The organism is Streptosporangium sp. NPDC023963 (assembly GCF_040639135.1).
GTDB lineage: Bacteria > Actinomycetota > Actinomycetes > Streptosporangiales > Streptosporangiaceae > Streptosporangium.
The window spans coordinates 435727-459813 of the sequence record NZ_JBEZZK010000003.1 but is presented as its reverse complement, the minus strand read 5'-3'; the positions used below and the strand labels follow the sequence as shown (position 1 = coordinate 459813).

Below are 24087 nucleotides of genomic sequence, written 5' to 3'. Positions count from 1 at the left end.
TCATGTCAGTCCTCCACGAGCTGGGGTACGGCGGGCTGGCGGCCGCACGGGGTGGTCCTGATCTCCCGCGACCAGGCGAGGGTGACGCCGAGGGTGTCGGTGAGCGTCCGCTGGAAGTCGGCGAGCCGGGCCGGATCGGCGCGGATCTTGCGCGGCGGCAGGTCGGCGGCGAGGGCCTGGACGGCCAGCGCGCCCACGGCCTCGCCGATGCTCCACTCGACGGGGTGGAGCCGGTAGCAGCCGTTGGTGACGTGGGTGGTGCCGATGTTCTTGCCGGCGGGCAGCAGGTTGTCGACGCGCTGGGGCAGCAGCGCGCCGAGCGGGATCTGGAAGGGGTAGCAGTCGACGTCCACGTAGGTGCGGCCGGACGTGCTGGGGTGCAGGTCGATCCGGTAGGAGCCGATCCCGACCGCGTCGGCGAACACCTCGGACCCGGCGAGCGGGCCGCGCGCCTGCACCCCGACGTGCTGCTCCAGCACGGTGAACTCGGCCTTGATCCGCCGTGCCTCCCGGACGTACACCGCCTTGGCCAGGCCGTCCTCGGTCCCGACGAGATCGGGACGCGGCCGCAGGCCCGGGTATCCGGCCTCGGTCTGCATCCAGTACAGGAACGACAGCGACAGGTCGCGGGCACCCGCCAGCGCGGCCTCACGGTCCGCGCCGGGACCGATCAGCGGCCGGTCCCAGTAGTCGATCTGCGGCCAGTTGACCAGGGTGACGTCGTGCGAGATGGTGCCGGGCTCGTACTGCTCCGCGGCCACGATCCGGCGGAAGTGCCACAGGTCGTGCTTTCCGGGGATGTGCCCGTTGTCGTGGAACAGGCCGCGCGAGCGTACCGACAGGTCGATCGGTTCCACGTCCGTCCACGACAGCTGGGACCCCGGCCAGAACGGGGCCCGCTGGGTGCTCCAGTAGTCGTAGCCCGCCGGGCGGTCGATCGTGTGGTCCTCGCCCGGCCGGTACTCCAGCGGGAAGCACCAGCTGACGGCCTGCTGGTCGAGGGGGTTCGCCACCGGCGCGGCGTGCGGTTCGCCGGTGTCGGCGACGCCCTCCGCGCCGATCACGTGCTCGACCCCGGCCAGCGGCAGCAGGTCGCCGAGCTCGGTGGCGTCCACCACGTAGTCGGCCGCCACGACCAGCTCGGTCCCGTCGGGCCGGGTGAAGGTGACCGCCTCGACCCGGTCGCCCGTCACCTCGACCGCCACGGGCGTGTGCCGCAGCAGGACGGTGACCAACCCGGAGGTCCGGTACGGCGCGAGCATCTCCTCGATGACGGCCAGCGCCGCCCGCGGCTCGTGGCACAGCCCGCTGACCACGCCGAGACCCGGGTTGAGCAGGCGCTGCGCGGCCACCGAGGCGCGGAGCGGGTAGTTGCGGCGGTAGTACTCGCGGACGCCCTGACGCAGCCTGCGGTAGCTCGACGAGGCGTACCGCGACTCGATCCACGGGTTCTCGTCCGGCGGGACCGCCTGGCTGGTCAGCTGGCCGCCCAGCCAGTCGGTCTCCTCGGTGAGCACCACCCGCCGGCCGAGCCTCGCGGCGGTCAGCGTCGCGGCGACACCGCCGAGACCCCCTCCGACCACCAGCACCGGCGTGTGCGTCTCCTGCATGATCATCCCTTCACGCCGCCCTCGGACAGGCCGGCGACGAAACTGCGTTGGTTGAAGACGAAGACGGCCAGGATCGGCAGCAGCACCAGCACCGAGCCGGCCATGGCGGGTCCGTAGGCGACGTTTCCGCCGGTCAGGAACTTGCTCAGCGCCAGCTGGACGGTCTGTGTCCCGGGCGAGCTCGTCACGACGAGCGGCCAGAGGAAGTCGTCCCAGACGGCGGTGAAGGCGAACACCGCGACGGTCGCGACCAGCGGCCTCGCCAGCGGCAGATAGATCTTCCAGAAGAGCCTGAACTCGCTCGCGCCGTCGACCCGGGCGGCCTCGCCCAGCTCGTCGGGGAGCCCGAGGAAGTACTGCCGGGCCAGGAAGACGTTGAGCGGCCCGATCAGGTGCGGCAGGGTCAGCCCGGCCAGCGAGTCGAGCAGCCCGGAGCCGCCCTGCCCGGTGAGGTCGTTCCCGCCCGCCAGCGGGATCCCCTTCGCGATCAGGAACAGCGGGATGAGGGTCACCGCCACCGGCACCATCGTGGTCGCGACGATCGTCATGAAGATCGCGTTGCTTCCCCGGTAGGGGAGCTTGGCGAAGGCGTACCCGGCCAGGAGCGCGAACACGCAGTTGGCGACGACGACCAGCAGGGCGACGATCAGCGAGTTCGTCATCGCCGTGCCGAGGTTGCCCGCGTCCAGGGCGGTCGAGAAGTTGTCGAGGACCGGGTTCCGCGGCAGCAGCCGCGGCTCGGACGAGAACACCTCGGACTCGGGCTTGAAGGCGATCGAGACCATCCACCAGAACGGGACGAGCACCAGCAGCGTGGCGATGACCAGCGCGAGGATCGATCCTGGTCTGCGCATCACTTCCGCCCGTTCCCGCGCATCGCGACGAGCGCGAAGGCGAAGATGGCCGCGAACAGGACGAACGCCATGGCGCTGGCGGAGCCGAACCGGTTGTTCTGGAACGCCTCCTGGTAGATCAGGTAGTTGGTGGTCGTCGTCGAGCCGAGCGGCCCGCCGCCGGTGAGGATGAAGATCTCGGCGAACGACTGCGACAGGTAGACGATGTTGATCGTGACCACGTAGACCATGACCGGCCGCAGGCCGGGCAGCGTCACGTGCCGGAACCGGGCCCAGGCGTTCGCGCCGTCCATCTTCGCGGCCTCGTACAAGGTGACCGGGATCGCCTGGAGCCCGGCCAGGAACAGCACCATGTTGCCGCCGAGGGCCTTCCAGATCCGCATGACCGCGACCGAGTGCAGGGCGGTGTCCTCGTCGAGGAGCCAGTCACGAGGATCGAGGCCGAGCGAGCCCGCGAGGTCGTTGAACCAGCCGTCGGGGGAGTACATCCACAGCCAGACCAGGCTGACGGCCGTCAGCGGGACGATGCGGGGCAGGAACAATCCGGCCCGGAACAGCCCGATGCCGGGCATCTTCCGGTTGGCCAGCAGCGCCAGTCCGAGCGCGATGCCGACCGCGAACGGCAGCACCTCCGCGACGAACTGGGCGGTCACCCGCAGGGACTTCAGGAAGTCCGCCGAGCCGAGCAGCGCCGCGTAGTTGTCGACGCCGACCAGCCGGGGCGCGCCGCGGTCGAGCGGGCTGTAGCCGGTGAAGCTCAGGTAGAACCCGTACAGCACGGGGAACAGCTGGAAGACCGCCATGTAGGCCAGGACCGGGGCGGTGAAGGCGAGCCCGACGAGCTTGCGGCGGCCGGTCGGGCCTCTCCCGCTCCCGCGGGCCCCGGTCCGCGGCGGCGCCGCGGACCGGGTCTTGCCGTGTTTGGTTCCGTGCTTGGTGAGGAGAGTCATCACTGGGCCGCGAGCAGCGGTCCGGCCTCGGCCGCCGCGTCGTCCAGCGCCTGCTTCGCGGTCGCCTTCCCGGCGAGCGCCGTCTCCAGGTGCTTGTCGAGCACGTCACGGACCTGCACCCAGGCCGGGACGTTCGGGCTGCCCACGTACGCGGGCGCGGCGTCGATGAACGGCTTCAGCAGCGGCTGCCCGGTGACGTAGGCGCCCTGGGCGGCCGAGGCGCGCACCGGCAGCCCGCCGACGCTCTCGGCGTACCGCTCGTTCACGCCCTTGGAGACCATGAACTCGACGAACTTCCAGGCGAGGTCCTTCTTCTTCGAGTCGGCGTTGACGAACAGGCCGGTGGTCGCCCCGCCGAAGGTCTTGGCGTCGACGGCCTTCAGCGGCGGCAGCACCCCGATCTTCGAGGCGAGGTCGGGCACGGCCTTGACCATCTGGAGGATCTGCCCGGTGGTCGCGGTGACCATCGCCGCCTTGCCGGTGGCGAGCGGGTTCTGCCCGGCGGGCTGGTTGGCGAAGTCGAGGCCGAGCTGGTCGCCGACCTTGCCGTCGCCGCTGTAGAGCCCGGCGAAGTACTCCAGCGCCTTCACACCCTCCGGCGAGTTCCAGGTGACCTCGCTGCCGTCGGCCGACAGCAGCTCGCCGCCCTCCGAGCCGATCAGCCCCTGGAAGCTCTGCACCCGCTGGATCTTGGCGGACTGGAGCATCAGGCCCGCCTGTTGGATCGCTCCACCCTCTCGGACGGTCAGCTTCCTCGCCGCCTCGGCGGCCTCGGCCCAGGTGGCCGGCTCGGCGACACCGGCCTTGTCGAACAGGTCCTTGCGGTAGGCGACGAGGACGCCGCTGCCGCCCAGCGGGATCAGGTACTGCCCGCCGGCCACCTGGCCGCTCGCCAGGTAGGGCGCGAGGTCGGTCCTGTCCGCCTCGGGCAGGGCGGCGATCCGGGCGTCGAGCGGCTCGATCCGCTTGGCCGCGGCGAAGCCGGCGGCGGCGGCCGGGCCGTGGCCGAACACGTCGGGGGCGTTGTTGCCGGCGAAACCGGCGTTGAGCTTGGGCGACATCTGGGCCCAGTCGACGAAGGTCACCTGGACCTTCGTCTTGTTGGCGGACTCGAACTCCGGCACCAGCGTCTTGGTGACGAGCTCGATCTCCGGGGCGGAGTTGCCGGGGAACCAGACGGTCAGCGTGTCGGCAGCGCCGCCGCCGCTCCCGCTGCCTCCGCCGCCCGTCCCGCAGGCCGTCGCGGCGAGAAGAACGCCCGCGCTGACCGCGACGGCGAGGAATCCGCGTCTGCCGACGGCTGTCCACCGGTTGGTGATCATGATTTTCTCCTGTTTCGGAGTATGGGGGGTTTCGGAGTGTGGGAGGTCGGCTCCCGGCGCTGGATCGCCGGGAGCTGGGAGTGTTCGATTGTGGTCAGGCCCCGGGGGGAATGATCGTGTGAGCTGTGGTCAGGCTCCGGGCGGGCCGATCATGTGGTCCTCGGGGAGGCCGCAGGGCAGTAACTGCTGGTGGTCGCCGGGGTCGTCGGAACCGGCCAGGATCCGGGTGAGCATCTTCACCGCGCCCCGGCCCATCTCGTTGCGGGGGATCCGCAGGCTGCTCCAGCCGCTCTCGGTCATCGTCACCAGGACGACCACCGACATGTCCGCGGGAGCGGACAGGCCGCGCTCGCCCAGCGCGGCGACGAGCTGCCTGGCCAGGGGCTCGTTCTCGGCCAGGACGGCGGTGACGCCGCCGGCGTGCGCGGCGTCGACCCAGGCCGGGTCGAGCTGCGACGTGACGTACATCAGCTCGGGCAGCCCCACGTCGGCGCAGCCGGCCCGGTAGCCGGCCTCCTTGTCGAGGAAGACCTCCATCCGGTCCGGTCCCGTGACGTAGGCGATGCGCCGGTGGCCCAGCGCGGCGAGCCTGCCGACGGTGTCCCTGGTGGCGCTGGCGTAGTCGGCGCCGACCCAGGCTATCTCGGTGCCGGGCACGGTCCTGCGCCCTATGTGAACGAAGGGGTATCCCTCGGCGGCGAGTCTGGCCAGCTCGGTGGAGCCGGGCTCGACGCCGAGCAGCACGCTGCCGTCGGCGAGCGCGAGCCGGTTCACCCCGTCGCTGTAGACCCGGCGGCGGCCGTCGAGATCCTCGGTGGAGGCGAACAGCACCAGGTCGTAGCCGTCGGCGACGGCCTGCTGCTCGATGCCGACCAGGAACTCGTGGTAGAAGTCCAGCTGGTCGAGCGGGAAGATTGACTCGAAGGTGTAGACCCCGAGCAGCCGGTTGCGCTTCCCGCGCAGGCTGCGTGCCGCCGGATTGGCGACGTAGCCGAGCTGGCGCACCGCCTCCAGGACGCGCTGGACGGTCTGCTCCGGGATCCCGGTCTCCGGACCCCGGCCGTTGATGACCGCGGAGACCGTCGCCTGGGAGACGCCCGCGAGCTTGGCCACGTCGGCTTGACGGGCCCGGCGCCGCACTCCGTCCATCGCGATCTCCTGATTCGTATCAGTTGAGGGGGAACAGCCAGGAGAGGGTGACTGGCTGATTCGTATTGGCGAAACCGTTGCAAGACGGACGGGGCGCTGTCAACACTCCCGGCGAAAGAATCTTGAAACATGCCGGAAATCCGCTCTTGACGGCCGTGAAGGCCGCGGATTATCTTCCCGTTACGAATCGGGGGAGCTCATATTTCTGCAGGTCAGATATTACTAATACGAATCAGAGGTATCAGCGTGGGGCTCCCCAACGCCGCAGCCGTCCTGGCGCTCGTCGCCGCCCTGCTCCTGCCCCAGCCCGCCCACGCGGCCGGAGGCGGGACCGTCCGTGGCGCCGCCGCCGTTGACGTGACCGCGACCGTACGCGCCCCCGCCGTTGACGTGACCGCGACCGTACGCGCCGCCGGGACCACCTACTACGTCGACGCGACCGGCGGCTCCGACAGCGCGGCCGGGACCTCCTCCTCGACCGCCTGGAAGACGCTCGGCAAGGTCAACGCCCAGACCTTCGGTCCGGGCGACAGCGTCCTGCTCAGGTCCGGCGGCGTCTGGACCGGTCAGTACCTCGACCTGCGCGGTTCGGGCGCGGCCGGGGCGCCGATCGTCCTCGGCCAGTACGGCACCGGGGCGAAGCCCCGCATCGACTTCGCCGACACGTCCGTCGACGGCGAGGGCTTCGGGGTGCGGCTGAAGAACGTCTCGCACTGGGAGATCGGCGGGCTTGAGATCACCAGCGGGCAGCAGCCCACCGACCGGCGGCGCAGCGGGGTCCTCGTCGTCGGCGAGGGCACCGGCGCGGGGGACTTCACCCACATCCACGTCAAGAACACCTACATCCACGACGTGTTCGGCACCGACCGCCGGACCGGCGGGATCAACTTCCACGCCCGCGGGACCTCCACCGGGCCCGAGAGCACCTGGACGGACGTGCTCATCGAGGGCAACACCGTCGACAACGTCGCCGACACCGGCATCCAGACCATGACGGACGCGCTGCTCAACACCACGTGGGCGCACGACCTCGACGCCTTCCGCGACCTGGTGATCCGCGGCAACACCGTCACCCGGATCCACCGCGACGGGATCCTCGTCCGGTCGGGGCTGGCCCCGCTCGTCGAGCGCAACACCACCGACCGGATCGGTGAGTCCACCACCTCGACCCTGCCCTACCTCGACGACATCGCGGTCGTCGCCGCGCAGTGGATGTACGCCACGACCGACGCGGTCTTCCAGTTCAACCAGGCCTTCCGCACCCGCAGGCTCGACGGCGACGGCCAGCCCTGGGACTTCGACCAGCGGGTCTACCGCAGCGTCTACCAGTACAACTACAGCCAGGACAACGAGGGCGGCACGCTGCTCGTCATGGACCAGACCGACGACAACGTGTTCCGCTACAACATCTCCCAGAACGACCTGGACCGCAGCGTCGGGGTGTTCCACCTGGTCAGCGGGTCGGGCGATCTGAAGGTCCACAACAACGTCTTCTACCGCTCGGCCGGGCAGACCGGCCAGATGACCGGGACGTCGACCGGCAAGGTGGCCTACACGAACAACGTCTTCGTCAACCAGGGGAGCGGGGCCTACAGCATCAGCGGCAACGTCACCTACGACCACAACCTCTACTCGGGCACCAACGCCAACCAGCCCAACGACCCGTACAAGATCATCGCCAGCCCGCGGTTCGTCGCGCCGGGCGGCGCGTCGGGACTGGCCTCCGCGGGCGCCTACAAGCTCCAGCCGGGTTCGCCCGGGATCGACAGCGGCGTCGCGGTCTCCTCGCCCGGCACCCAGGACTTCTTCGGGACCGCGCTCTACCAGGGCTCTCCCGACCGGGGCGCGCACGAGTCGGCCGCGGCCCCCGCCACCACCCTGCTGTCGGACGACTTCGGCGACGGCGACGCGGCGGGCTGGACGAGCACCGGCGGCTCGTGGTCGGTCGCGAGCGGCGCGTACTCCCAGACCTCCACCGCCGCCGCGGAGAGCCTGTCCGTCACCGGCTCCGCCGGCTGGACCGACTACACCGTCCAGGGACGGGTCCGGCTGGACAACGCGAACGCCAACGCGGGCCTGGTCCTCCGGTACGCCGACGCCGCCAACTTCTACCTGTTCCGCCTCAACGACGGCACCGACACCGCCGACCTGTACAGGAAGGTCGGGGGCACGCTGACCCAGGTCGCCGGCGCCTCCGTCCCGATCACTCCCGGCGCGTTCCGCACGCTCAGGGCGACCGTGTCCGGCTCGACCGTCACCGGCTTCGTCGACGGGAACCAGGTGCTCACCTGGACCGCCCCCGCCGCCGAGCTGACGGCCGGCAAGGTCGGTCTCCGCATGCACTCCAGCACCGCGACCCTCGACGACCTGCGGGTCACGGCGCCTTAGGACTCCCGGCGCCGCGCGTGCGTGGCCGTCCGGGACCGGGAGGTTCCGGACGGCCTTCATGCCCGCAGGGGGTTCTCGGGCCGGGGGAACCCGCCGGAGCGGCCACACGTCAGACTGCCCATGAGGCGTTTGAGGTGTTCGCGGTTTCTCGTGCTGTCCTTGGCGCTCACGCTCGCGGCCGGTACGGCTTCCGCGTGCTCGACCCCGTACGAACCTCCGGCCCGCCCCGCGACCCTGCCGAAAGTGCCGGCTTTCCCGCAGGCCGAGAGAGTGTGGCCGGACGCGTTCTTCGAGACACCGGGGTGGATCAAGGATGTGCGCGCGGTCCAGCCGATGGTCATGCTCAGCTCGCACGAGGTCCTCCTCGCCAATCCCGGCGGCAGGCATCCCGTCCTGGTGAGTTACGACCGGTGGACCGGCCGGCACCGCGTGCTGGCCAGGATTCCGGAGGGACCGGCCGGGCACTGGATCGCGAAAGCGGCTTCCGGGGACGGCCACGTCGCGTGGATGGCGCGGGTGAGCGGCGACGGTGCTCCGGCGCGAATGCAGATCTGGGCCATGCCCGCTTCCGGCGGGCCCCGCGAACTTCTCGCCGAGTTCCCCGGCCAGGGATATTCTCCGACGGCTCTCGCCGGCTTCGAGATCGCCGACGGCCATGTCATCTGGTGGACGCACTCTCCGGGAGCCGTGCGTCGCGTTTCCCTCGCCGGAGGGCCGGTGGAGTCGGTCTCCAGCGAGGGGCACCACTACATGGCCTCCTGGCCGTGGGCACACGACGGCCGGGACAGCCTGCTCAACCTCGCCACCGGCGAACGCCGCGAGGTGGCGGACACGGGCGGGCTCTCCAGGCGCTGCGGACCCGAGTGGTGCGTCAGCGAGCTCGAACCGGCGATGTACGAGCTGACGAAGGTCGTCATGCAGCGGGTGGACGGTTCGGGCAGGACGCTCGTCCCCGGCACGCACATGGCGGAGGCCCTGCTGCACGACAGGTTGGGGTTCTTCGACCCGCCCTTCGTCCGTGGCGGCGAGTCCCTGATCCTGTCCACGGGCAGGTCGGTGGGAACCCTCGGATCCGCGGCCGTGCTGTACGACCGCTGCACGGGGCTGTCGGCTCTCATCGACCCGCCCCGGAAGCAGACGGACGCCGCCGACCTGCCGGATCCCATCCGCCTCGGCGGCTCCGCGCCGGGCGGCCCGCTCCTCTTCTGGCGGGCTTCCGGCAACAGGCACATGGTGATGGACGTCTCTCGCGTCCCTGCGGACAGGTGCTCATCCTGAAACGCCGCTAGCTCGCCGCCGGGGACGCGCGCAGCCGTTGCCCGGCGGCTCCGGGCGTGCCGGAGCGCCGCGAAGACGTGCCGGAGCGCTCCGTCGCGCCCGGAAACGGCGGGAACCACCTCTCCGGTGAGACCGCTCGCGCGTTTCGGCGACCACCGATCGTCCGCGCGCCCGTACCGGAGTTCCGCGCCCGTACCGGAGTCTCACCTCCCCGACCGGCCTGAAAACTTGCCGTGCCTATCGAATATCGATACATTTCCATCGCTAGTCGATTGAAGGGGAGACGATGGGAAAGTTGACAGTGCTCGCGCTGCGCGCCGTGCTCGTGGTGCTGCTCGCCGGTTCGGTGTTCGTACAGGCGGTGATGGTGCCGTTGCTGGCCATCGACATGGAGCAGCTCAACGCGGACTACGCGTACTTGCGCACCCCGTTTCTCGTGATCACGGTCCTGGGTGTCGTGACGGTCCAGGTCGTCCTGGTCTGCGTGTGGCGGCTCGTGACGATGGTGCGACGCGGAACCGTGTTCTCCCACGCCGCCTTCCGGTACGTGCACATCGTGATCGGCGCGCTCGTGGCGGCCGCCCTCGTGGTGTTCGCGTACGCGGTCCTCCTGGCGCCGGGCGACCCCGTCGCCCCTGGGGTGGTCCTCCTGATATGCGGGGTCGTCGTGGCGATCCTGGGGGTCGCGCTCATCGTGCTCGTGCTGCGGATGCTGCTGGCCCAGGCCGTCGCGCGCGACGTCGAGGCGGCGCGGATGCGGGCCGAGCTGGAAGAGGTGATCTGATGCCGATCACCGTCGACATCGACGTGATGCTGGCCAGGCGGAAGATGTCCGTGGGCGAGCTCGCCGACCGCGTCGGGATCACGCCCGCCAACCTGGCGGTGCTCAAGAACGGCCGTGCCAAGGCGGTGCGCTTCACGACGCTCGCCGCGCTCTGCGAGGTGCTCGAGTGCCAGCCGGGCGACCTGCTGCGCTGGGAGGCCGTGGACGCCATGGGCGTTGCGGACGTCGGGGGCGTCACGGACGTCAGGGAGGGCGCGGACGTCGCGGACGGGTGACGAGCGAACCCCGGGAAGGGCTCTGACCTGTGTGAACAGGTCAGGGCCCTTCGTGTTTGCGGGGACGGTGCCGCGTGGATTCCCGCCCGGACACCGGGTCCGCGGTACCCCGCCGAGCCGATCGGCGGACTGCTCGTGCCGCCGGTGGTCGTGCCCCGCCCGGTCGCTCCCGCCGCGCCGAGGACACCACGGAGCCCGCTGAGGAGGAGAGGCGGGCCCGAGATGGAACGGGCGGTGGAACCGGATGGAACACCTTGGGGGTATCCGGCTCGCCGGTCCTTCTCCCGAAGAGCGGATTGGCGCGTTCCACGGAACGTCGCCTTTCTGCGGATGAGCCGTACGAAACATCGAAAGGAAGACAAATGACCGACCACATTCCCACCGCGCGCCAGACGGCGGGCGGTAGCGCGTACAAACCCCGCAGGCCGGGGACGTTATTGACCGCCACCCTGGCCACCGCGGTGGCCGCGGCGTCCATGCTGTCGTCGGCGGCGGTCTCCCTGATCGCGGGCAGAAGTCTGCTGCAGAGCTACGTGCGCGACGAACTCGGCGTCGAGGTCGGCCCGGATGCCGTGGGCTCCGTCGTGGACGCCGCGGTGGAGGCCGCGTTCGGCTCTCTCCAGGCCCGGGCGTACGTCTGGCTCTTCTTCGCGGCGGTTTTCGTCCTGCTCCTGCTGCCCGTCCGCGACGGCAGGACGTGGGCCCGGGTCGTGCTGAGCGTCCTCACCCCCGTCGTCGTTCTCCTCGGGTTGAGGGACCTCACGGACATGGTGTCCCCGATCACCGGATTCCTGGCCGCCCTGGCCACCCTGGGCGCGCTGCTGGCCGTCGTGACGTGCTGGCTTCCCGCGACCAACCGCTACGTCAGGACGCGCAAGCAGTCGCGTCGGTCCCAGCTCGGATGAAGGTCCCAGCTCAGATGAACAACGGAGGAACGATGATGTCCGCAGTCAAGAGAGTCGCCCGCCTGGCCGCCGCGCTGGGTGCCGCCACGGCGCTGACCGTGGGTCTCGCGGCCGCGCCCGCCCAGGCCGCCGACGTACCCGGCGTCCTGACCGCCCGGCTGACGATCACCAAGGAGGCGGCCGGCTGCAAGGTCCTCACCTTCGGCAAGGTCGGCATGACGCAGGCCCAGGCGCAGTACCTGGTCGACAACGGCGCGACGGCTCAGGTCGAGATCTGGGGTGAGGACGCCGTCTACGACAACCGGCTGTACAAGGCCGGCAACGCGCAGCTGAGCGCGGGATCGGACCGGAACGGGGGAGGGCTGATCATCATCTCCGCCCCCACGATCCGGTGCTCCCTCCTCGACGAGGACGATTCCTCGCTGGAGGGCGCCGGTGACGAGGTCTACGCCAAGGTCGTCTTCAACGCCCCCGGATACTCCCGCATGACGAAGAGGACGAACACGGTGCACGGCCGTTACTGATCCCGGATCCCGGGCCGGAGGTGAGTGGCACGGAGGTCGGACCCCGGTGAGGGCATGCGACAGGGACGGCGATTCGCACGCAAGGACGTTGCAAGACGAGTGCAACCGCCCGGCGGCAGCCTGATCGCACACCGATCCGAGGAGTCCTGACATGCCCGCCGCTGTGGAGATCGCCACGGACGCCGCCGACCGTGCGGCCCCCGCCTCGCCCGCCGGCCCGGAGGGGCGTGCGTCCCGCCTCACCGAGAGCTGAGGCCCGCCGTGGATCGCCGGCCACCGGTCCTGGTCCATGACCCGGCCCACGACAAAGCGGACAGGGGGTGGCGAGGCCCCGTGTCCCGCCGGTCCCGCACCGGCGGCTGCCCGCCGTACCACGGGGTGACGTCGGCGGCGGCGGACGACACCGGGTCGCTGCTTCTCGCCGGGGCACACGCCCGGTGCGTCGAGGGCGACCTGCGGTCCAGCCGGGAGTGCTTCGACGCGGCGTACCGCGCGGCCGAGAGCGAGGGCGACGGTCAGGCGATGGCCCTCGCGGCGCTGGGACTGTCCGGTCTGTGGGTGCACGAACACCGTGGTGTCATGGCCGCCGCGTCGATCGAGGCGCGGCTGCGGCACGCGTTGTCGGTGGTGGACCCGCGGTCGTCACCCGCTCTCCGGCTCAGGGTACGGCTGGCCGCCGAGGCCGACTACCGGTCGGGCGGGCACACCGCCGTCCTCGCCGCGCTGGAGGAGGCCAGGCGGGCGGGCGATCCGGCGGCGTGGAGCGAGGCGGTCAGCCTGGCCCACCACTGCCTGCTGGGTCCCGGCCAGAGCGAGACGCGGCACGAACTCGCCCGGGAACTGATCGCCGCGGGCTTCCGGACCTCGTGCCGTGGCGATCTGCTGATGGGATTGCTGTGGCGCACCGTCGACCACGTTCTCGACGCGGACCCGCACGCGGAACGCCACCTGGCGGAACTGCGCGGCCTGCTGGCCCAGCGGGACCACCTGGCGATCGGGTTCGTGGTGCGGGCGATCGATGTGATGCTCGGCATCCGCGCGGGGCGGCTGGAGCAGGCCGAGGCCGAGGCGGCCGCCTGCGCCGAACGGGGAAGGCGGGCCGGCGACGCGGACGCCGCCGGCTGGTACGGCGCGCAGATGGTGGCCATCCGCTGGTACCAGGGCCGCATCGCCGAGCTGGTCCCGATGCTGGCCGAGGAGGTGAACTCGCCGACGCTCAGCGCCGTGGACAACTCCTACCTGGCCGCGCTGGCGGTCGCCGCGGCCACCGCCGGAGACCACCGGCAGGCGGCCGGCGCGCTGGCGCGGCTGCGGGGCGGCGATCTGGCCCTGCTGCCCCGATCCAGCAGCTGGCTGGTGACCATGCACGGCGTCGTGGAGGCCGCGCACCTGCTGGGGGACACCGAGGCCTCGGCGGCGGCCTACGAGCTGCTCGGCCCGTTCACCGGGCTTCCGATGGTGGCCAGTCTCGGCGTCGCGTGCTTCGGCTCCGCCCGGCACGCGCTGGGCGTGGCCGCGCTGACCATGGGCGACGCCCAGCGGGCGGTCGAGCATCTGCAGATGGCCGTACGGGGCAATCTGGCCATGGGGCACTGGCCGGCGGCGGTCCTGTCGCGCGTGCGGTGGGCGCAGGCGCTGGCGCTCCGGGCCGGGACCGGGGACGCCGCCGAGGCGGGCCGGCAGATGGCGGTCGCCACGAGCGAGGCGGCCGAGCTGGGCATGGTCCTGCCCGGTGGAAGGGGACCGCACGCCGCCGTCACCGCCGCCGGGCACGGCGGGCGGCTACCCCTCATGGAGTGCCGGCGCGAAGGCCGCCGGTGGAGGATCGGGCTGGGCTCGCGGAGCGCGCACGTCGAGCACAGCCTGGGGATGGCCTACCTCGCGATCCTGCTCGCCAATCCCCGGTACGAGATTCCGGCCATCGAGCTGGCCGCGGGCCCGGTACCTCGCGGCGGGGCGGCCGTGGACGCCGGCACCGGGACCGCCCAGCCGGCCCTGGACGAGGAGGCCATCAGGGCCTACCGCAAGCGGCTGTCGCTGTTGCAGGAGGAGATCGACGGATACGAGTCCGCCAACGACGTCGTCCGGGCCGAGCGGCTGCGGGCCGAGCGCGACTGGCTGATCGACGAGCTGGCGTCCGCGACCGGTCTGGCCGGGCGGACCCGGAACTTCACCGGCAACGAGGAACGCGCCCGCGTCTCGGTCGGCAAGGCCCTCCGGCGCGCCGTCAGCCGCATCGCCGCCGCCGACCCGGTCCTCGGCGAGGAACTGCGCATGACACTACGAACTGGTCGCCTCTGCTGCTACCAGCCGAAATAGCCGCACTGGGCGGGTCGACCGTGAGGCTTGCCGGGGCTTGGGCGTACCGGGGGAGTGCCGGGCTCAGGGGCGGGCCTGACCGGTGCGCCAGAGCGCCCCGTGGGATCGCCCCCCCGAGGTGACCGAGCCCAGCGCGTAGATCTCGCGGCCGGTGGCCACCAGGTCGGTGACGCTCGGCTCCGAGCCCTTGCCCACCGGCAGGCGCTCCCCCGCTCCGCCGTCCACCGGCAGATGCTCTCCGGCCCCGCCGTCCACCGGCAGGCGCTCCCTGGTCCAGCGCCCGCCGCGCAGGTGCCACAGCGTCGACTCCGCCGTCACCGCCCACAGCCCGCCGTCCCCGTCCGGCACCGCTTCGGTGAACGCGCCCCTGAATTCCTCCCGATGGAAGGGACCCCACGTGCAGCTCCACCTGCCCCGCGTGTGGCGCAGCGCCACCAGCCGTCCGGCGTCGGTGTCCTCGTTCTCGTCCAGGTAGTGGGTGCCGAACGCCGCCGCGCCGAGCACCCACGTCTCGTCCGTACCGGTGACCGCGACGGCCTGCGGGCGGAAGGCGCCGCCCTGGGAGCCGTGGACGGCCTCCTTCGCGTCGATCCGCAGCGCGAACTCCACCACCTGTGACACGCCGTCGCGCAGCCGTACGGCCTTGGACCCTTCGGTGGGTACGGCCCAGAGCTCCTCGCCCGATCCGAACAGCCGGTACGCGTCGGTGGCTCCCTCGGGCCTCTGGCCGACGGGCAGGGCCAGCCGTTTCCAGCTCGCGCCGTCCCAGTGGACGGCGACACTGCCGAAGCTCACCCAGCCGCCGTGCGCGTGGGCGACGCTGTTCCCCATCTCCTGATCGGACAGGGCCAGGGCCAGCTCCCGCCACCCGTCTCCCTCGCGTACGCCCACCTTCCACGTTCCCGTTCCGTGCCACGACCCGGCCCCCGGCTCGGCCGCCCAGATCCCGCCGCCGGGACTCGCCGCCAGGGCCTTGACGGCCTTCACCCTGGACGGCGCGGCTGCCGTCTCCCATCGGCCGTCCTGCCACCGCCTCAGTGTCATGGGGGCCTTCCGCGTGTCGTGCAGCGCCCACAACACCCCGTCCGAGGCCATCGCGCCGCTGTGGAGGGTGCCCTCCTCCTCGGTCACCGAGAGCGGTTTCCAGCTCGGCCGGACGGAGGCCGTCCGGAAGCCGTCGGCGGCACGGGCGGGCTCGGGGCAGTCCTCCGGTGAGACGACCACCGCCTTCCCGCTCCTGCCGGCGGGCGAGACCACGGGTACGGCGGCGACGGTGGGCGTGCTCACCGGATCGCCCGCCCCTGACGTACACCCGCTTGAGACCAGCGCGAGCGCCACCGCCGCCGCCACCGCCGCCACCGCGCCCGTTCGCCGCATGAGTCCCGCCTTCGCCCGTATCCGGCGTATCCGGTCCGGGAGCCCAACGGTAGGGCGGATCCGGGAACGACGCACGGCCGCTCGAGCATCGGTGCCACCCCGCGTCCGCCGCCGAGGAGCGCGTCACCCCGGTGTGCGGACGCGCAGGGCCTGGATGAACCAGTCGAGCACCGGCGTCAGGCTTTCCGGGGCCGGCCAGCCGTTGATCACTGAGAGCAGCCGGAGATACGACTCCCTGCGGGGGTCGTTCGCGCTCTCCAGCCGGACCAGCAACCGGCGCCGGAGACCGGCGTCGTCGGGGCGGCCGACGACGTGCGCGTACCGTGCCGTGACCGCCGCGACGACCGGATCGCTCAGGGGCGAGGCAGGGGCGATGCCGGCCACCAGCGCGGGGCCGGCCTGGTCGCGGACCATCGCGACGGGATCGCGGCGCGGTCCGCCGGTGGCGTCCCGGGCGCGCTCGGCCGCGTGCTGCTCGGCCAGACGCCGCATGACGCCGCGGAACTCCGGGTCCTGGGACAGCTCGGCCAGTTCCACCCAGGCCTCGACCTGCTCGGGTTCGGGGTCGTCGGGCAGTTCGGGGGTCATCGAGCGCCTGATCCCCGCGAATCCGGGGTCGGCGTCCAGGCCGCCGAAGGCGGTGTCGAGGAAGTCGCCGATCAGGCGCCGACGTTCGTCCTCGGAGAGCTTTGCCAGCTTGTGCATGAGATCCATCTCCTCGGGGGTGGACCCGCGCCTGGTCACCGCCGTCAGCACCGCGCGCCGCAGGCGCAGCGTCCGGATCTGCACCGCCAGAGCCTCGGCGTGCGCCGCGGCCACCTCGGGAAGCGAGATCTCCCGTTCCACGACCCTGCGGATCGTGGGGAGGTCCACTCCCAGGTCGCGCAGCGTCCGTACGAGGTCCAGGCGTGCGACGGCGTCGATGCCGTAGAGGCGGTGACCGGCCGGGCTGCGACCGGTCGGCGGCACGATCCCGCGGTCGGAGTAGAACCGAACGGTCTTGACCGTCAGCCCGGTCCGCCGGGCCAGATCACCGATCGAGTAGAGCGTGTCGCCGTTCATGCCCCCACCCTGGCGCCTCCCTCTGGGGGAGGTGCAAGCAGGAGGGTACGAGCCCGCGCGGCGTCAGCGGGTCGCGGCGGCCATGCGCAGGCCCAGGACGATGAGAACGGTGCCGCTGACGGCCTCCAGCCGGCGACGGACCACGGGCCTGCGGAACCACGCGCCCGCGCGCCCCACCACCGCCGCCAGGGCGAGGTACAGGGCGATCTCGACGGCCACCTGCAGGAGCGCGAGGAGCGCGGTGGTGGAGAACAGCGGCCGGTCGGCCGGTACGAACTGGGGATAGAAAGCGATCATGAAGGCCGCGGCCTTCAGCCCGAGGTAGAGCAGGAAGCCCCTTTTTTCCGGTGTGAGAATCCTCTTCCCCACGTGGGAGTCCTCTTTCCGGTTCCCGCGTGGGAGTCCTCTTTCCGGCGTGAGAATCCTCGCCCCCGGCCGGTCGCGGGCTGGTGCGCCGCGACCGGCCGGGGGCGAGGTCACCTGGCGGAGCGGTGTCACCCGCGTCCGGTCAGTGGCCGTTCACGGTCCGTCAGTGGCCCGCCACCACGAACCGGCCGGTGAGCGGGCCCAGTTCCACGGTGTACGTCCCCGCGTCGCTCCGGCGCGCGTCGAACGAGAGCCGCACCGCCTTGTCGGCGCGGACCTGGACGGTCTGCCGCCGTTCGACCTCGCCGTCGACCCGCAGGACGGCGTCGTACCCGCCCGCCCTCTCTCCCACGTTCTTCACCCACGCGGTGATCCGCACCGGGCGGCCGGGGCGGGTGTGGTCCGGGCTGACGTCGAGGTCGGCCAGGGCGAAGCGGGGCTCGGGGCCCGGAGTCCGGTCGTGGACGAAGATGTCGGACTTCCGGTTGGTGTCGTCACCGACGAGGTTGGCGGAGCTGCTCTCGAAGGCGACGTACCGCCCGTCCCCGCTGATCGACGGTATGCCGGCCGAGCCGTCACCCTCGACGTCCTTGGGACCCGCGGAGACCCGCGTGGTGGTGCCCGCCTTGAGGTCGCGCACGTACACGTCCGTCCGCCCGTTGGTGTCACCGGCGGCGAGGTTGGTGGCGTAGGTGTAGAACGCCACGGTCTGCCCGTCGTCACTCAGCGAGGGGGCGAAGGACCAGTCGTTGGCCATGCTCCCGTCGGACGCCGCCGACGCGAGCCTCCTCGTGCCGGTCTGCCGGTCGTGGACGTAGATCTGGTAGCCCTCCATCCCGCCACTCGCGATGTAGACCACCATCCGCCCGTCGGCGCTGATCGACGGGCTGCTCGCCTCCCTCGCCTCCGGCGCGGGGATCAGCTCGGTCTTCCCGGTCTGCCGGTCGCGGACGAAGACGTCGGCGTGCCCGTTGGTGTCTCCCGGTACGAGGTCGGTGGCCTGGCTCTCGAAGGCGACGAAGCGGCCGTCGGCGCTGATGGACTGCTCGCGCGAGTTCCCGTCGCCCGTGGCGCCGCCGGTCCCGACCGAGACGGGCTCGGTCTTGCCGGTGGTCCGGTCGCGGACGAAGACGTCGGTCCGGCCGTTGACGTCCCCGGGCACGAGGTTGGTGGCGTCGCTGTTGAAGACGGCGAAGCGGCCGTCGGCGCTGAACGAGGGTGACGAGGAGAGCCCGTCACTCTGGCCGCCGTCGGAGGCCACCGAGACCCGCTCGGTCTTCCCCGTCTCCCGGTCGTGGGCGAAGGCGTCGGTCTGGACGTTGGTGTCCCCGGGCACGAGGTTGGTGGCCCCGCTGCCGAACCCGACGAGGCGCCCGTCCGCGCTGAGGGTCGGGCTCAGCGAGAAGCCGTCACCCTGGGCGCCGTCGGAGGCCACCGAGACCCGCTCGATCGCCCGGGTACGCAGATCGGTCACGAAGATGTCGAGGTCGTTGTTGGTGTCGTCGGGGACGAAGCCGGACGCCGGGCTGGCGAACGTCACCACCTCGCCGTCCGCGCTCATCTTCGGCCACCACGCCTCACCGTTGCCCTGGCGGCCGTCCGAGGTCACCGAGACGCGCTCGGTGGCCGAGGGCCGCGGGAGGGCGAAGTCGGCCCGCGCGGGCCTCGTCCCGCGTACGGTGACCTTCGCGGGCTCCGACCTCGACACGTCGGGAGCCGCCGCGGCGACCTGGTAGTCGCCCTCGGGCACGTCGCGGATCGTGTAACGGCCGTTGAGGTCCGTCGTCGCCACGAGGCTGTCGGGCACGCCGAGCACCGTGACCGTCGCGCCCGGCACCGTCGAGCCGGTCGGGCCGTAACTCACCCGCCCCGAGATCTCCCCCCTGCGGGTCCGGTCCAGCGCGACGCGGACGTCGGAGAAGCGGTCCGCCGTGACGCCGACCCTGGCCGTCTCCTGCCGGTAGCCGAACCTGGACAGCGTCAGGTCGTACGATCCGGCGGCCAGCCGCACCTCGAACCGTCCGCGCTCGTCGGTCTCGACGGTCCGGCCGGTGTCCGTCCGGGTGACCGTCACGCCGGCGAGCGGCTCGCGGGTCTTCTCGTCGGTGACGACGCCCCGGACGCCGCTCGCGAGAGCCGCCTCCGCGACGGCGGCGTACGCGTCGATCCGTCCCGCGCCGAAGCGCGGGTTCGGGCGCTCGCCGTAGCGCCCGTCGAAGAAGGACGTACCGGCCAGGATGCCCAGCGCCTCGTCGACGCCGAGGTCGCGGCGGGCCTCGACCATCAGCGCGACCGTGCCCGAGACGTGCGGGGTCGCCATCGAGGTGCCGCTCAGCGATCCGTACTCACCGCCCGGCAGGGCCGAGAGCACGTCCACGCCGGGTGCCGAGATGTCGGGGACGACGTACGACTCGGGCCACTCGGCGGGCGCGTCGATCCAGTCGGTCCTGCGGACCACCCCGCCGCAGGAGAACTCCGGTACGTCGTCGCCCGCGTCGGTGGCGCCGACGGACACGGCCTCGTAGACGTTGCCGGGGCTGCCCGACCCTCCTTCGAGGCACTCGTTGCCGATGGCGAAGGACGGGAAGGCGCCGGCCAGGTAGATGTTCCTGGCGGGTTCGACCATCTCGTCGGCGTAGCCCTCCGCGCCCAGCGACATGCTGACGACGTCGGCGGGCTTGCCCGCGGGGGTGCCGTCGGCGGCGTACGGCGCGATCGCCCACTGCATGCCGGCGATCACCTGGGCGAGCGTTCCGCTACCGCCGGGGATGACCAGGCCCGCCATCAACTCGGCACCGGGCGCGACGCCGATCTGCGTGCCCGACGCGTTCCCGCCGGCGATCGTGCCCGCCACGTGCGTGCCGTGGTAGCTGCTGTCGTGGGGTGAGGAGGGCACCGGCCTGCCGTCCGGGCCGAACTCGATCCAGCCGCCCGGGTAGGACGGGTTCGACGCGTCGTCGGTGACGAGCTTGCCGGTGAGGTCGGGGTGGGCGATGTCGACACCGGTGTCGAGGACCGCGACGCGCACGCCGTCACCGGTGAGCCCGCGCTCCTTCCGCACCCGGTCGGCGCCGATCTTCTCGATGCCCCAGGCCGACTCACCTTCCTTGGCTTTCGCGGCGCCGCGCGGCGCGGGCGGGGCCTTGAGCTCGAAGTTGGGGATGATCCGGTCCACCAGGTCGAGCGCGGCCAGCGCCTCCAGGGTGGCGGGCCTGGCCCGGACGAGGACCATGTTCTTGATCCAGAACGTGTTGAGCACCTGGTCCCCGTAGGACTCGACCAGCCGGACGACGGGGGCCTGCACGGCCTTGGCCGTCTCGGTCAGGGCCTTGCGAGCCTCGCTCGGGTCCGCTGAGCTGAGACCGGTGCCCGCGCGGAGCACGACGGCGGCCTCGACACGGTCGTCGGCACGTGCGCCGGCGGTCTTCGTGCGGTCGATCAGCTCAGGGGCGATCTTTCCTCGCCGGGCCGGCTCAGCGGGAGGCTTCTCCGCCGAGGGCTGCTGTGCCATGGCCGGGGCCGCAGGCAGGGCCGTGGCGAGTGATCCCAGGACGAGGAGTGCGGCGAGTGACAGGCGTTGCCCGCGAGAGCGCAGGGCGGACAGCGACATGGAGGGACTCCTTCGTTCAGGTGCGCGCTGTGATGCTCCTGAACGCTGGCATCAGCTGTCATCCCCTGACAAGCTGGGTCAGAGGCGAGTTCCTGTCAGGTGACGTAAACACGACAGGCGAGGTGGCGGGCTGTTCCCGGTGCCGGAGCTCACCGTACAGGCAAGGAGAGTGTGATGCTTGAGGCGATCGGGTTGAGCCGGCAGGACGAGGCGGTGTACGACGCACTCGTCCGCAGGACGCAGGCGACGGTCTCCGAACTCGTCCATGACTGTCACATCCCGGTGTCAGCCGCCAGACGGACGTTGCGCTCGCTCGTCGACCTCGGCCTGGCCACCCGTTCCACGGGACGCCCCGTCCGCTATGTCGCCGTCTCACCGGACAGCGGGCTGGAGGCCGTGCTGCGCGAGCGCGAGGCCGGGCTGCGCGACGTCCGCCTGCACATCGGGACGCTGGTCAAGATGTACCGCGCGGGCACCCGGTTCGCCCATCCGGGCGACCTGATCGAGATCGTCTCGGGACGCGACGAGGTCAACCACCACTGGGTGCAGATGCAGCAGAACACCCGGACCCAGATGCGGGGGTTCGACCGCCCGCCCTACGCCGCCCCGCAGGCGCACAGGGAGCCGAACCAGGTGGAACTCGCCCTGCTGAAGCGAGGGGTGAAGTACCGGGTCATCTACGACAGGAGCGCGCTCGCGCTCCCCGGCTGGCTGGAGGACGTCACGGCCGGGATGCGACACGGGGAGCAGGCCAGGATCGCCGCCGACCTGCCGATGAAACTCGCCATCTCCGACGACCGCCTCGCCATCATCCCGCTGCTCAGCCCCGTGGACGACATGATCGCGGCGTCCTATGTGATCCACCCCTCCCCGCTCCTGGACGCGCTGGTGGCCCTCTTCGAGACGACGTGGACACGCAGCGTCCCGGTCCAGCTGAACTCCCCCGACGCGGAGGCGCTGTCCGAGGAGGAGGCGAGACTGCTCACGCTGCTGGCCTCGGGAGCGACCGACAAGGCCGCCAGCCGGGCCCTGGGATGGAGCGAGCGCACCGTGCAGCGGCACGTCACCAAGCTGATGCAGCGGGTGGGGGCGCAGACCCGGTTCCAGGTCGCGATGGAGGCCACCCGGCGGGGGTGGATCTAGGACCTGCTCGACGTGGCTCACCGACACTCGAAGTGGCTCACCGACACGACCCACTCCGGCGCGGAGGTCCAGATCCAGGTCCTACGACTCCGTGGCCTTCAGGGTCTCCGCGGTCTCCGTGGCCTTCAGGGTCTCCGTGGCCTTCAGGGTCTCCGTGGCCTTCAGGGTCTGGACCTTCAGGGTCGGGGCCTCCGCGGGCTCCGCGCCGAAGTGGGCGGCGTGCTCGGCGGCCCACTCCGCGAACGAACGCGGCTCGCGACCGGTGATCTCACGCACCGCGGGCGAGATGAAGGTGGACTCGGGCGGCGGGTCGCGCTGCCAGGAGACGAGCAACTCGATGAGCTCCTCACCGTGTCCCGCTTGCCGCCAGCGCCGGCGCGCCTGCTCCTCGGTGAGCTCGACGAGGCGGAGCGGACGGCCTGTCGCCTCCGCGATAGCGGCCAGGCGCTGACGCTGGCTGAGCGTCTGAGGCCCCGTGAGCGCATATGTCCTCCCCGCGTGGCCGCCGCGTACGAGCACCGCCGCCGAAACGGCGCCGACGTCCGCCTCGTCCACGACCCCGCCCGGAACGTCGGCGAACGGCTCACGCACCTCGCCCTCCGCCCTGATGGCCGACGCCCAGGCCAGCGTGTTGCTCATGAAGTCGACCGCCTGCAGCCCGGTCCACTCGACACCACTCGCCGCGAAGGCCTCCTCCACCGGACCCACCTGGCCGTTCCACAGCAGCGCGACCCGCCGCACTCCGGCTTTCTCTGCCAGCCCGGCCAACTCCGGTCCGGTCCGCAGCGTGGCGTAGTCGTCGCCGCCCGCGGTCAGCAGGTGCACGCCCTCGACACCGTCGAAGGCCGGCCCCAGCGTGCCGGGATCGGTGAGATCGCCCCGCACCACCTCCACGGACTCCGGCAGGCCGGCCCCGGCCGGATCCCTGGTGAGTGCACGTACCCTCCGACCCGCACGGAGCAGGTGTCCGACCACGTGCCGACCGACCTTGCCCGTCGCCCCGGTCACCAGAAACGTCATTGGATTACCTCTCTGCGGACGAGAGGCCGACGTTACGTCCCATCCCGCGCCTGCCGCATCGGACCATGGACCTAGGACCGGCCTGAAGGCACGGCGATCGACGAGCCGAAGGGATGAAAGGTCAGGTCAAAGTGTCGAACTCGCCGGTCTTGACGCCGCCGATGAACGACTTCCACTCGGCGGGGGCGAAGAGCAGCTTGGGGCCACCGGGGTTCTTGCTGTCGCGAACGGCGACCACCCCGGGCAGGTTGGAGGCCACCTCGACACACTGACCACCGTTCGATCCGGAACGTGATGACTTCTGCCACATAGCGGCACTCAGGTCCATTCCCGCCTCACATCCTCGATCATTTTGAGGGACATGTGATCAGGATAAGCCCATCGCCGTATCGCCTCATATCGGTTCCATATTGAGGCCACAAGACTGGAATCAGTCGAGACATGCCCTTCCGCCGATGAGTCGGCATGGATGGCATCTGGCTGCCCGTCCGGAAGCTCGGCGATCATAAAAGCTCCCAGGAGTCCTGGTAGGCATCTCTGATCGACAAGCTGGATAGAAACAGCGGGATTCTGGCCAACCTCCAGTAGGTAGTCGAGCTGACCGCACATAACCTCAGAATCCCCAACCGGACGGCGCACCACATTTGCGTCGATGAGAGTCAGGAACAGGGGCGGGTCGTCCCGCTCCAGGATGGAGCGACGTTGAACCCGGGCCTCAATGCGCTCCTCTACTTCCTGAGAGGTCATTCGGGGTTCTTGGCTGAGAACGTGGCGGGCATAGGACTCTGTCTGGAGAAGGCCGGGAACGAGGAGGGGATCCCAAGAACGTAGGACGAGGGCGGTCGGCTCGATCTCCTCGACCCAGCTCTGGAACCAGATCGGGCCACCGGGCTGGGCCAGGATGCGCTGACGGAGGCGAGTGAAGGCGTTGCCGTCAGCGGTCTTGAAGAGCTCGTCCAGCTTCTCCGCGTCGGACTTCGACGGTGTGCGGGTAGCTCCCTCCAGGCGGCTTATCTGAGTCTGGGTGCAGCCGAGTCGCCGGGCTACGGAGGACTGCGAGAGCTGGGCTGCCTCCCGCAGCCGACGCATCTCGGCGCCGAACCGCACGCGAGGGGATCCAGGGTCGAGGGGCAGCACCTCATCCATTTCGT

Annotated in this window: 20 protein-coding genes; 8 read left to right on the top strand and 12 right to left on the bottom strand. The window is 71.2% G+C overall.

All coding sequences use genetic code 11. The annotated features are described in order from the left end of the window. Positions 1–5 precede the first annotated feature (5 nt). The 5 genes from AB0F88_RS13245 to AB0F88_RS13225 all read right to left on the bottom strand — a co-directional run bounded on the left by AB0F88_RS13245 (position 6) and on the right by AB0F88_RS13225 (position 5885). The gene (locus tag AB0F88_RS13245; protein WP_362681778.1) at positions 6–1610 is read right to left on the bottom strand and encodes an FAD-dependent oxidoreductase; all 1605 of its coding nucleotides are present in this window, start codon (positions 1608–1610) and stop codon (positions 6–8) included. A gap of 2 nt (positions 1611–1612) precedes the next feature. Continuing rightward, positions 1613–2464 carry a carbohydrate ABC transporter permease gene (locus tag AB0F88_RS13240; RefSeq protein WP_362681775.1) on the bottom strand — a complete coding sequence of 284 codons (852 nt, stop codon included), beginning with the start codon at positions 2462–2464 and terminating at the stop codon, positions 1613–1615. Beyond that, a complete protein-coding gene (locus AB0F88_RS13235) occupies positions 2464–3414 on the bottom strand; it encodes a sugar ABC transporter permease (protein WP_362681772.1) in 951 nt (316 codons plus the stop codon). Before AB0F88_RS13235 ends, AB0F88_RS13240 begins: the two co-directional genes overlap by 1 nt. Beyond that, entirely contained in the window at positions 3414–4736 is a 1323-nt protein-coding gene (locus tag AB0F88_RS13230) for an extracellular solute-binding protein (protein WP_362681769.1), read from the bottom strand. The genes AB0F88_RS13235 and AB0F88_RS13230 overlap by 1 nt, the downstream gene beginning before the upstream one ends. 129 nt (positions 4737–4865) lie before the next feature. Continuing rightward, entirely contained in the window at positions 4866–5885 is a 1020-nt protein-coding gene (locus tag AB0F88_RS13225) for a LacI family DNA-binding transcriptional regulator (protein ID WP_362681766.1), read from the bottom strand. A 246-nt stretch (positions 5886–6131) separates the two neighbouring features. On the opposite strand from AB0F88_RS13225, the gene AB0F88_RS13220 reads away from it, so the two are divergent. From AB0F88_RS13220 to AB0F88_RS13190, 7 genes are all read left to right on the top strand, one after another. After that, a complete protein-coding gene (locus AB0F88_RS13220) occupies positions 6132–8273 on the top strand; it encodes a family 16 glycoside hydrolase (RefSeq protein ID WP_362681763.1) in 2142 nt (713 codons plus the stop codon). A gap of 243 nt (positions 8274–8516) precedes the next feature. After that, positions 8517–9551, top strand: a complete 1035-nt coding sequence (locus AB0F88_RS13215) for a hypothetical protein (RefSeq protein ID WP_362681760.1) — start codon at positions 8517–8519, stop codon at positions 9549–9551. 286 nt (positions 9552–9837) lie between these two features. Then, positions 9838–10335: a DUF2975 domain-containing protein gene (locus AB0F88_RS13210; protein ID WP_362681757.1), complete on the top strand. Its 498-nt coding sequence runs from the start codon at positions 9838–9840 to the stop codon at positions 10333–10335. Next, complete coding sequence (locus AB0F88_RS13205; RefSeq protein WP_362681754.1) at positions 10335–10610, top strand: helix-turn-helix transcriptional regulator; 276 nt, start codon at positions 10335–10337, stop codon at positions 10608–10610. Before AB0F88_RS13210 ends, AB0F88_RS13205 begins: the two co-directional genes overlap by 1 nt. 362 nt (positions 10611–10972) lie before the next feature. Then, positions 10973–11515: a hypothetical protein gene (locus AB0F88_RS13200; RefSeq protein WP_362681751.1), complete on the top strand. Its 543-nt coding sequence runs from the start codon at positions 10973–10975 to the stop codon at positions 11513–11515. A 35-nt stretch (positions 11516–11550) separates the two neighbouring features. Next, positions 11551–12039, top strand: coding sequence for a hypothetical protein (locus AB0F88_RS13195; RefSeq protein WP_362681748.1), 489 nt, complete (start codon positions 11551–11553; stop codon positions 12037–12039). Between the two features lie 333 nt (positions 12040–12372). Beyond that, entirely contained in the window at positions 12373–14358 is a 1986-nt protein-coding gene (locus AB0F88_RS13190) for a hypothetical protein (RefSeq protein ID WP_362681745.1), read from the top strand. Positions 14359–14421: 63 nt separating this feature from the next. Here AB0F88_RS13190 and AB0F88_RS13185 read toward each other — a convergent pair whose 3' ends face one another. The 4 genes from AB0F88_RS13185 to AB0F88_RS13170 form a co-directional block, all read right to left on the bottom strand. Beyond that, a complete protein-coding gene (locus AB0F88_RS13185) occupies positions 14422–15735 on the bottom strand; it encodes a hypothetical protein (RefSeq protein WP_362681742.1) in 1314 nt (437 codons plus the stop codon). A gap of 123 nt (positions 15736–15858) precedes the next feature. Then, the gene (locus AB0F88_RS13180) at positions 15859–16797 is read right to left on the bottom strand and encodes a MerR family transcriptional regulator (protein ID WP_362681739.1); all 939 of its coding nucleotides are present in this window, start codon (positions 16795–16797) and stop codon (positions 15859–15861) included. A gap of 63 nt (positions 16798–16860) precedes the next feature. Beyond that, on the bottom strand, positions 16861–17166 hold the full coding sequence (locus tag AB0F88_RS13175; protein WP_362681736.1) for a LysE family transporter: 306 nt from the start codon (positions 17164–17166) through the stop codon (positions 16861–16863). Between the two features lie 160 nt (positions 17167–17326). Further along, entirely contained in the window at positions 17327–20773 is a 3447-nt protein-coding gene (locus tag AB0F88_RS13170) for a S8 family serine peptidase (RefSeq protein ID WP_362681733.1), read from the bottom strand. Positions 20774–20947: 174 nt separating this feature from the next. Here AB0F88_RS13170 and AB0F88_RS13165 point away from each other — a divergent pair, with 174 nt between their 5' ends. Further along, positions 20948–21916 (top strand): helix-turn-helix domain-containing protein, encoded by a 969-nt coding sequence (locus AB0F88_RS13165; RefSeq protein ID WP_362681730.1) that lies wholly within the window; start codon positions 20948–20950, stop codon positions 21914–21916. Positions 21917–21997: 81 nt separating this feature from the next. On the opposite strand, the gene AB0F88_RS13160 is transcribed toward AB0F88_RS13165, so the two are convergent. From AB0F88_RS13160 to AB0F88_RS13150, 3 genes are all read right to left on the bottom strand, one after another. Then, positions 21998–22936, bottom strand: a complete 939-nt coding sequence (locus AB0F88_RS13160; RefSeq protein WP_362681727.1) for an NAD(P)H-binding protein — start codon at positions 22934–22936, stop codon at positions 21998–22000. Between the two features lie 121 nt (positions 22937–23057). Next, positions 23058–23264 carry a DUF397 domain-containing protein gene (locus tag AB0F88_RS13155; protein WP_362681724.1) on the bottom strand — a complete coding sequence of 69 codons (207 nt, stop codon included), beginning with the start codon at positions 23262–23264 and terminating at the stop codon, positions 23058–23060. Beyond that, positions 23255–24082, bottom strand: a complete 828-nt coding sequence (locus tag AB0F88_RS13150) for a helix-turn-helix transcriptional regulator (protein ID WP_362681721.1) — start codon at positions 24080–24082, stop codon at positions 23255–23257. The genes AB0F88_RS13155 and AB0F88_RS13150 overlap by 10 nt, the downstream gene beginning before the upstream one ends. Positions 24083–24087 lie beyond the last annotated feature (5 nt).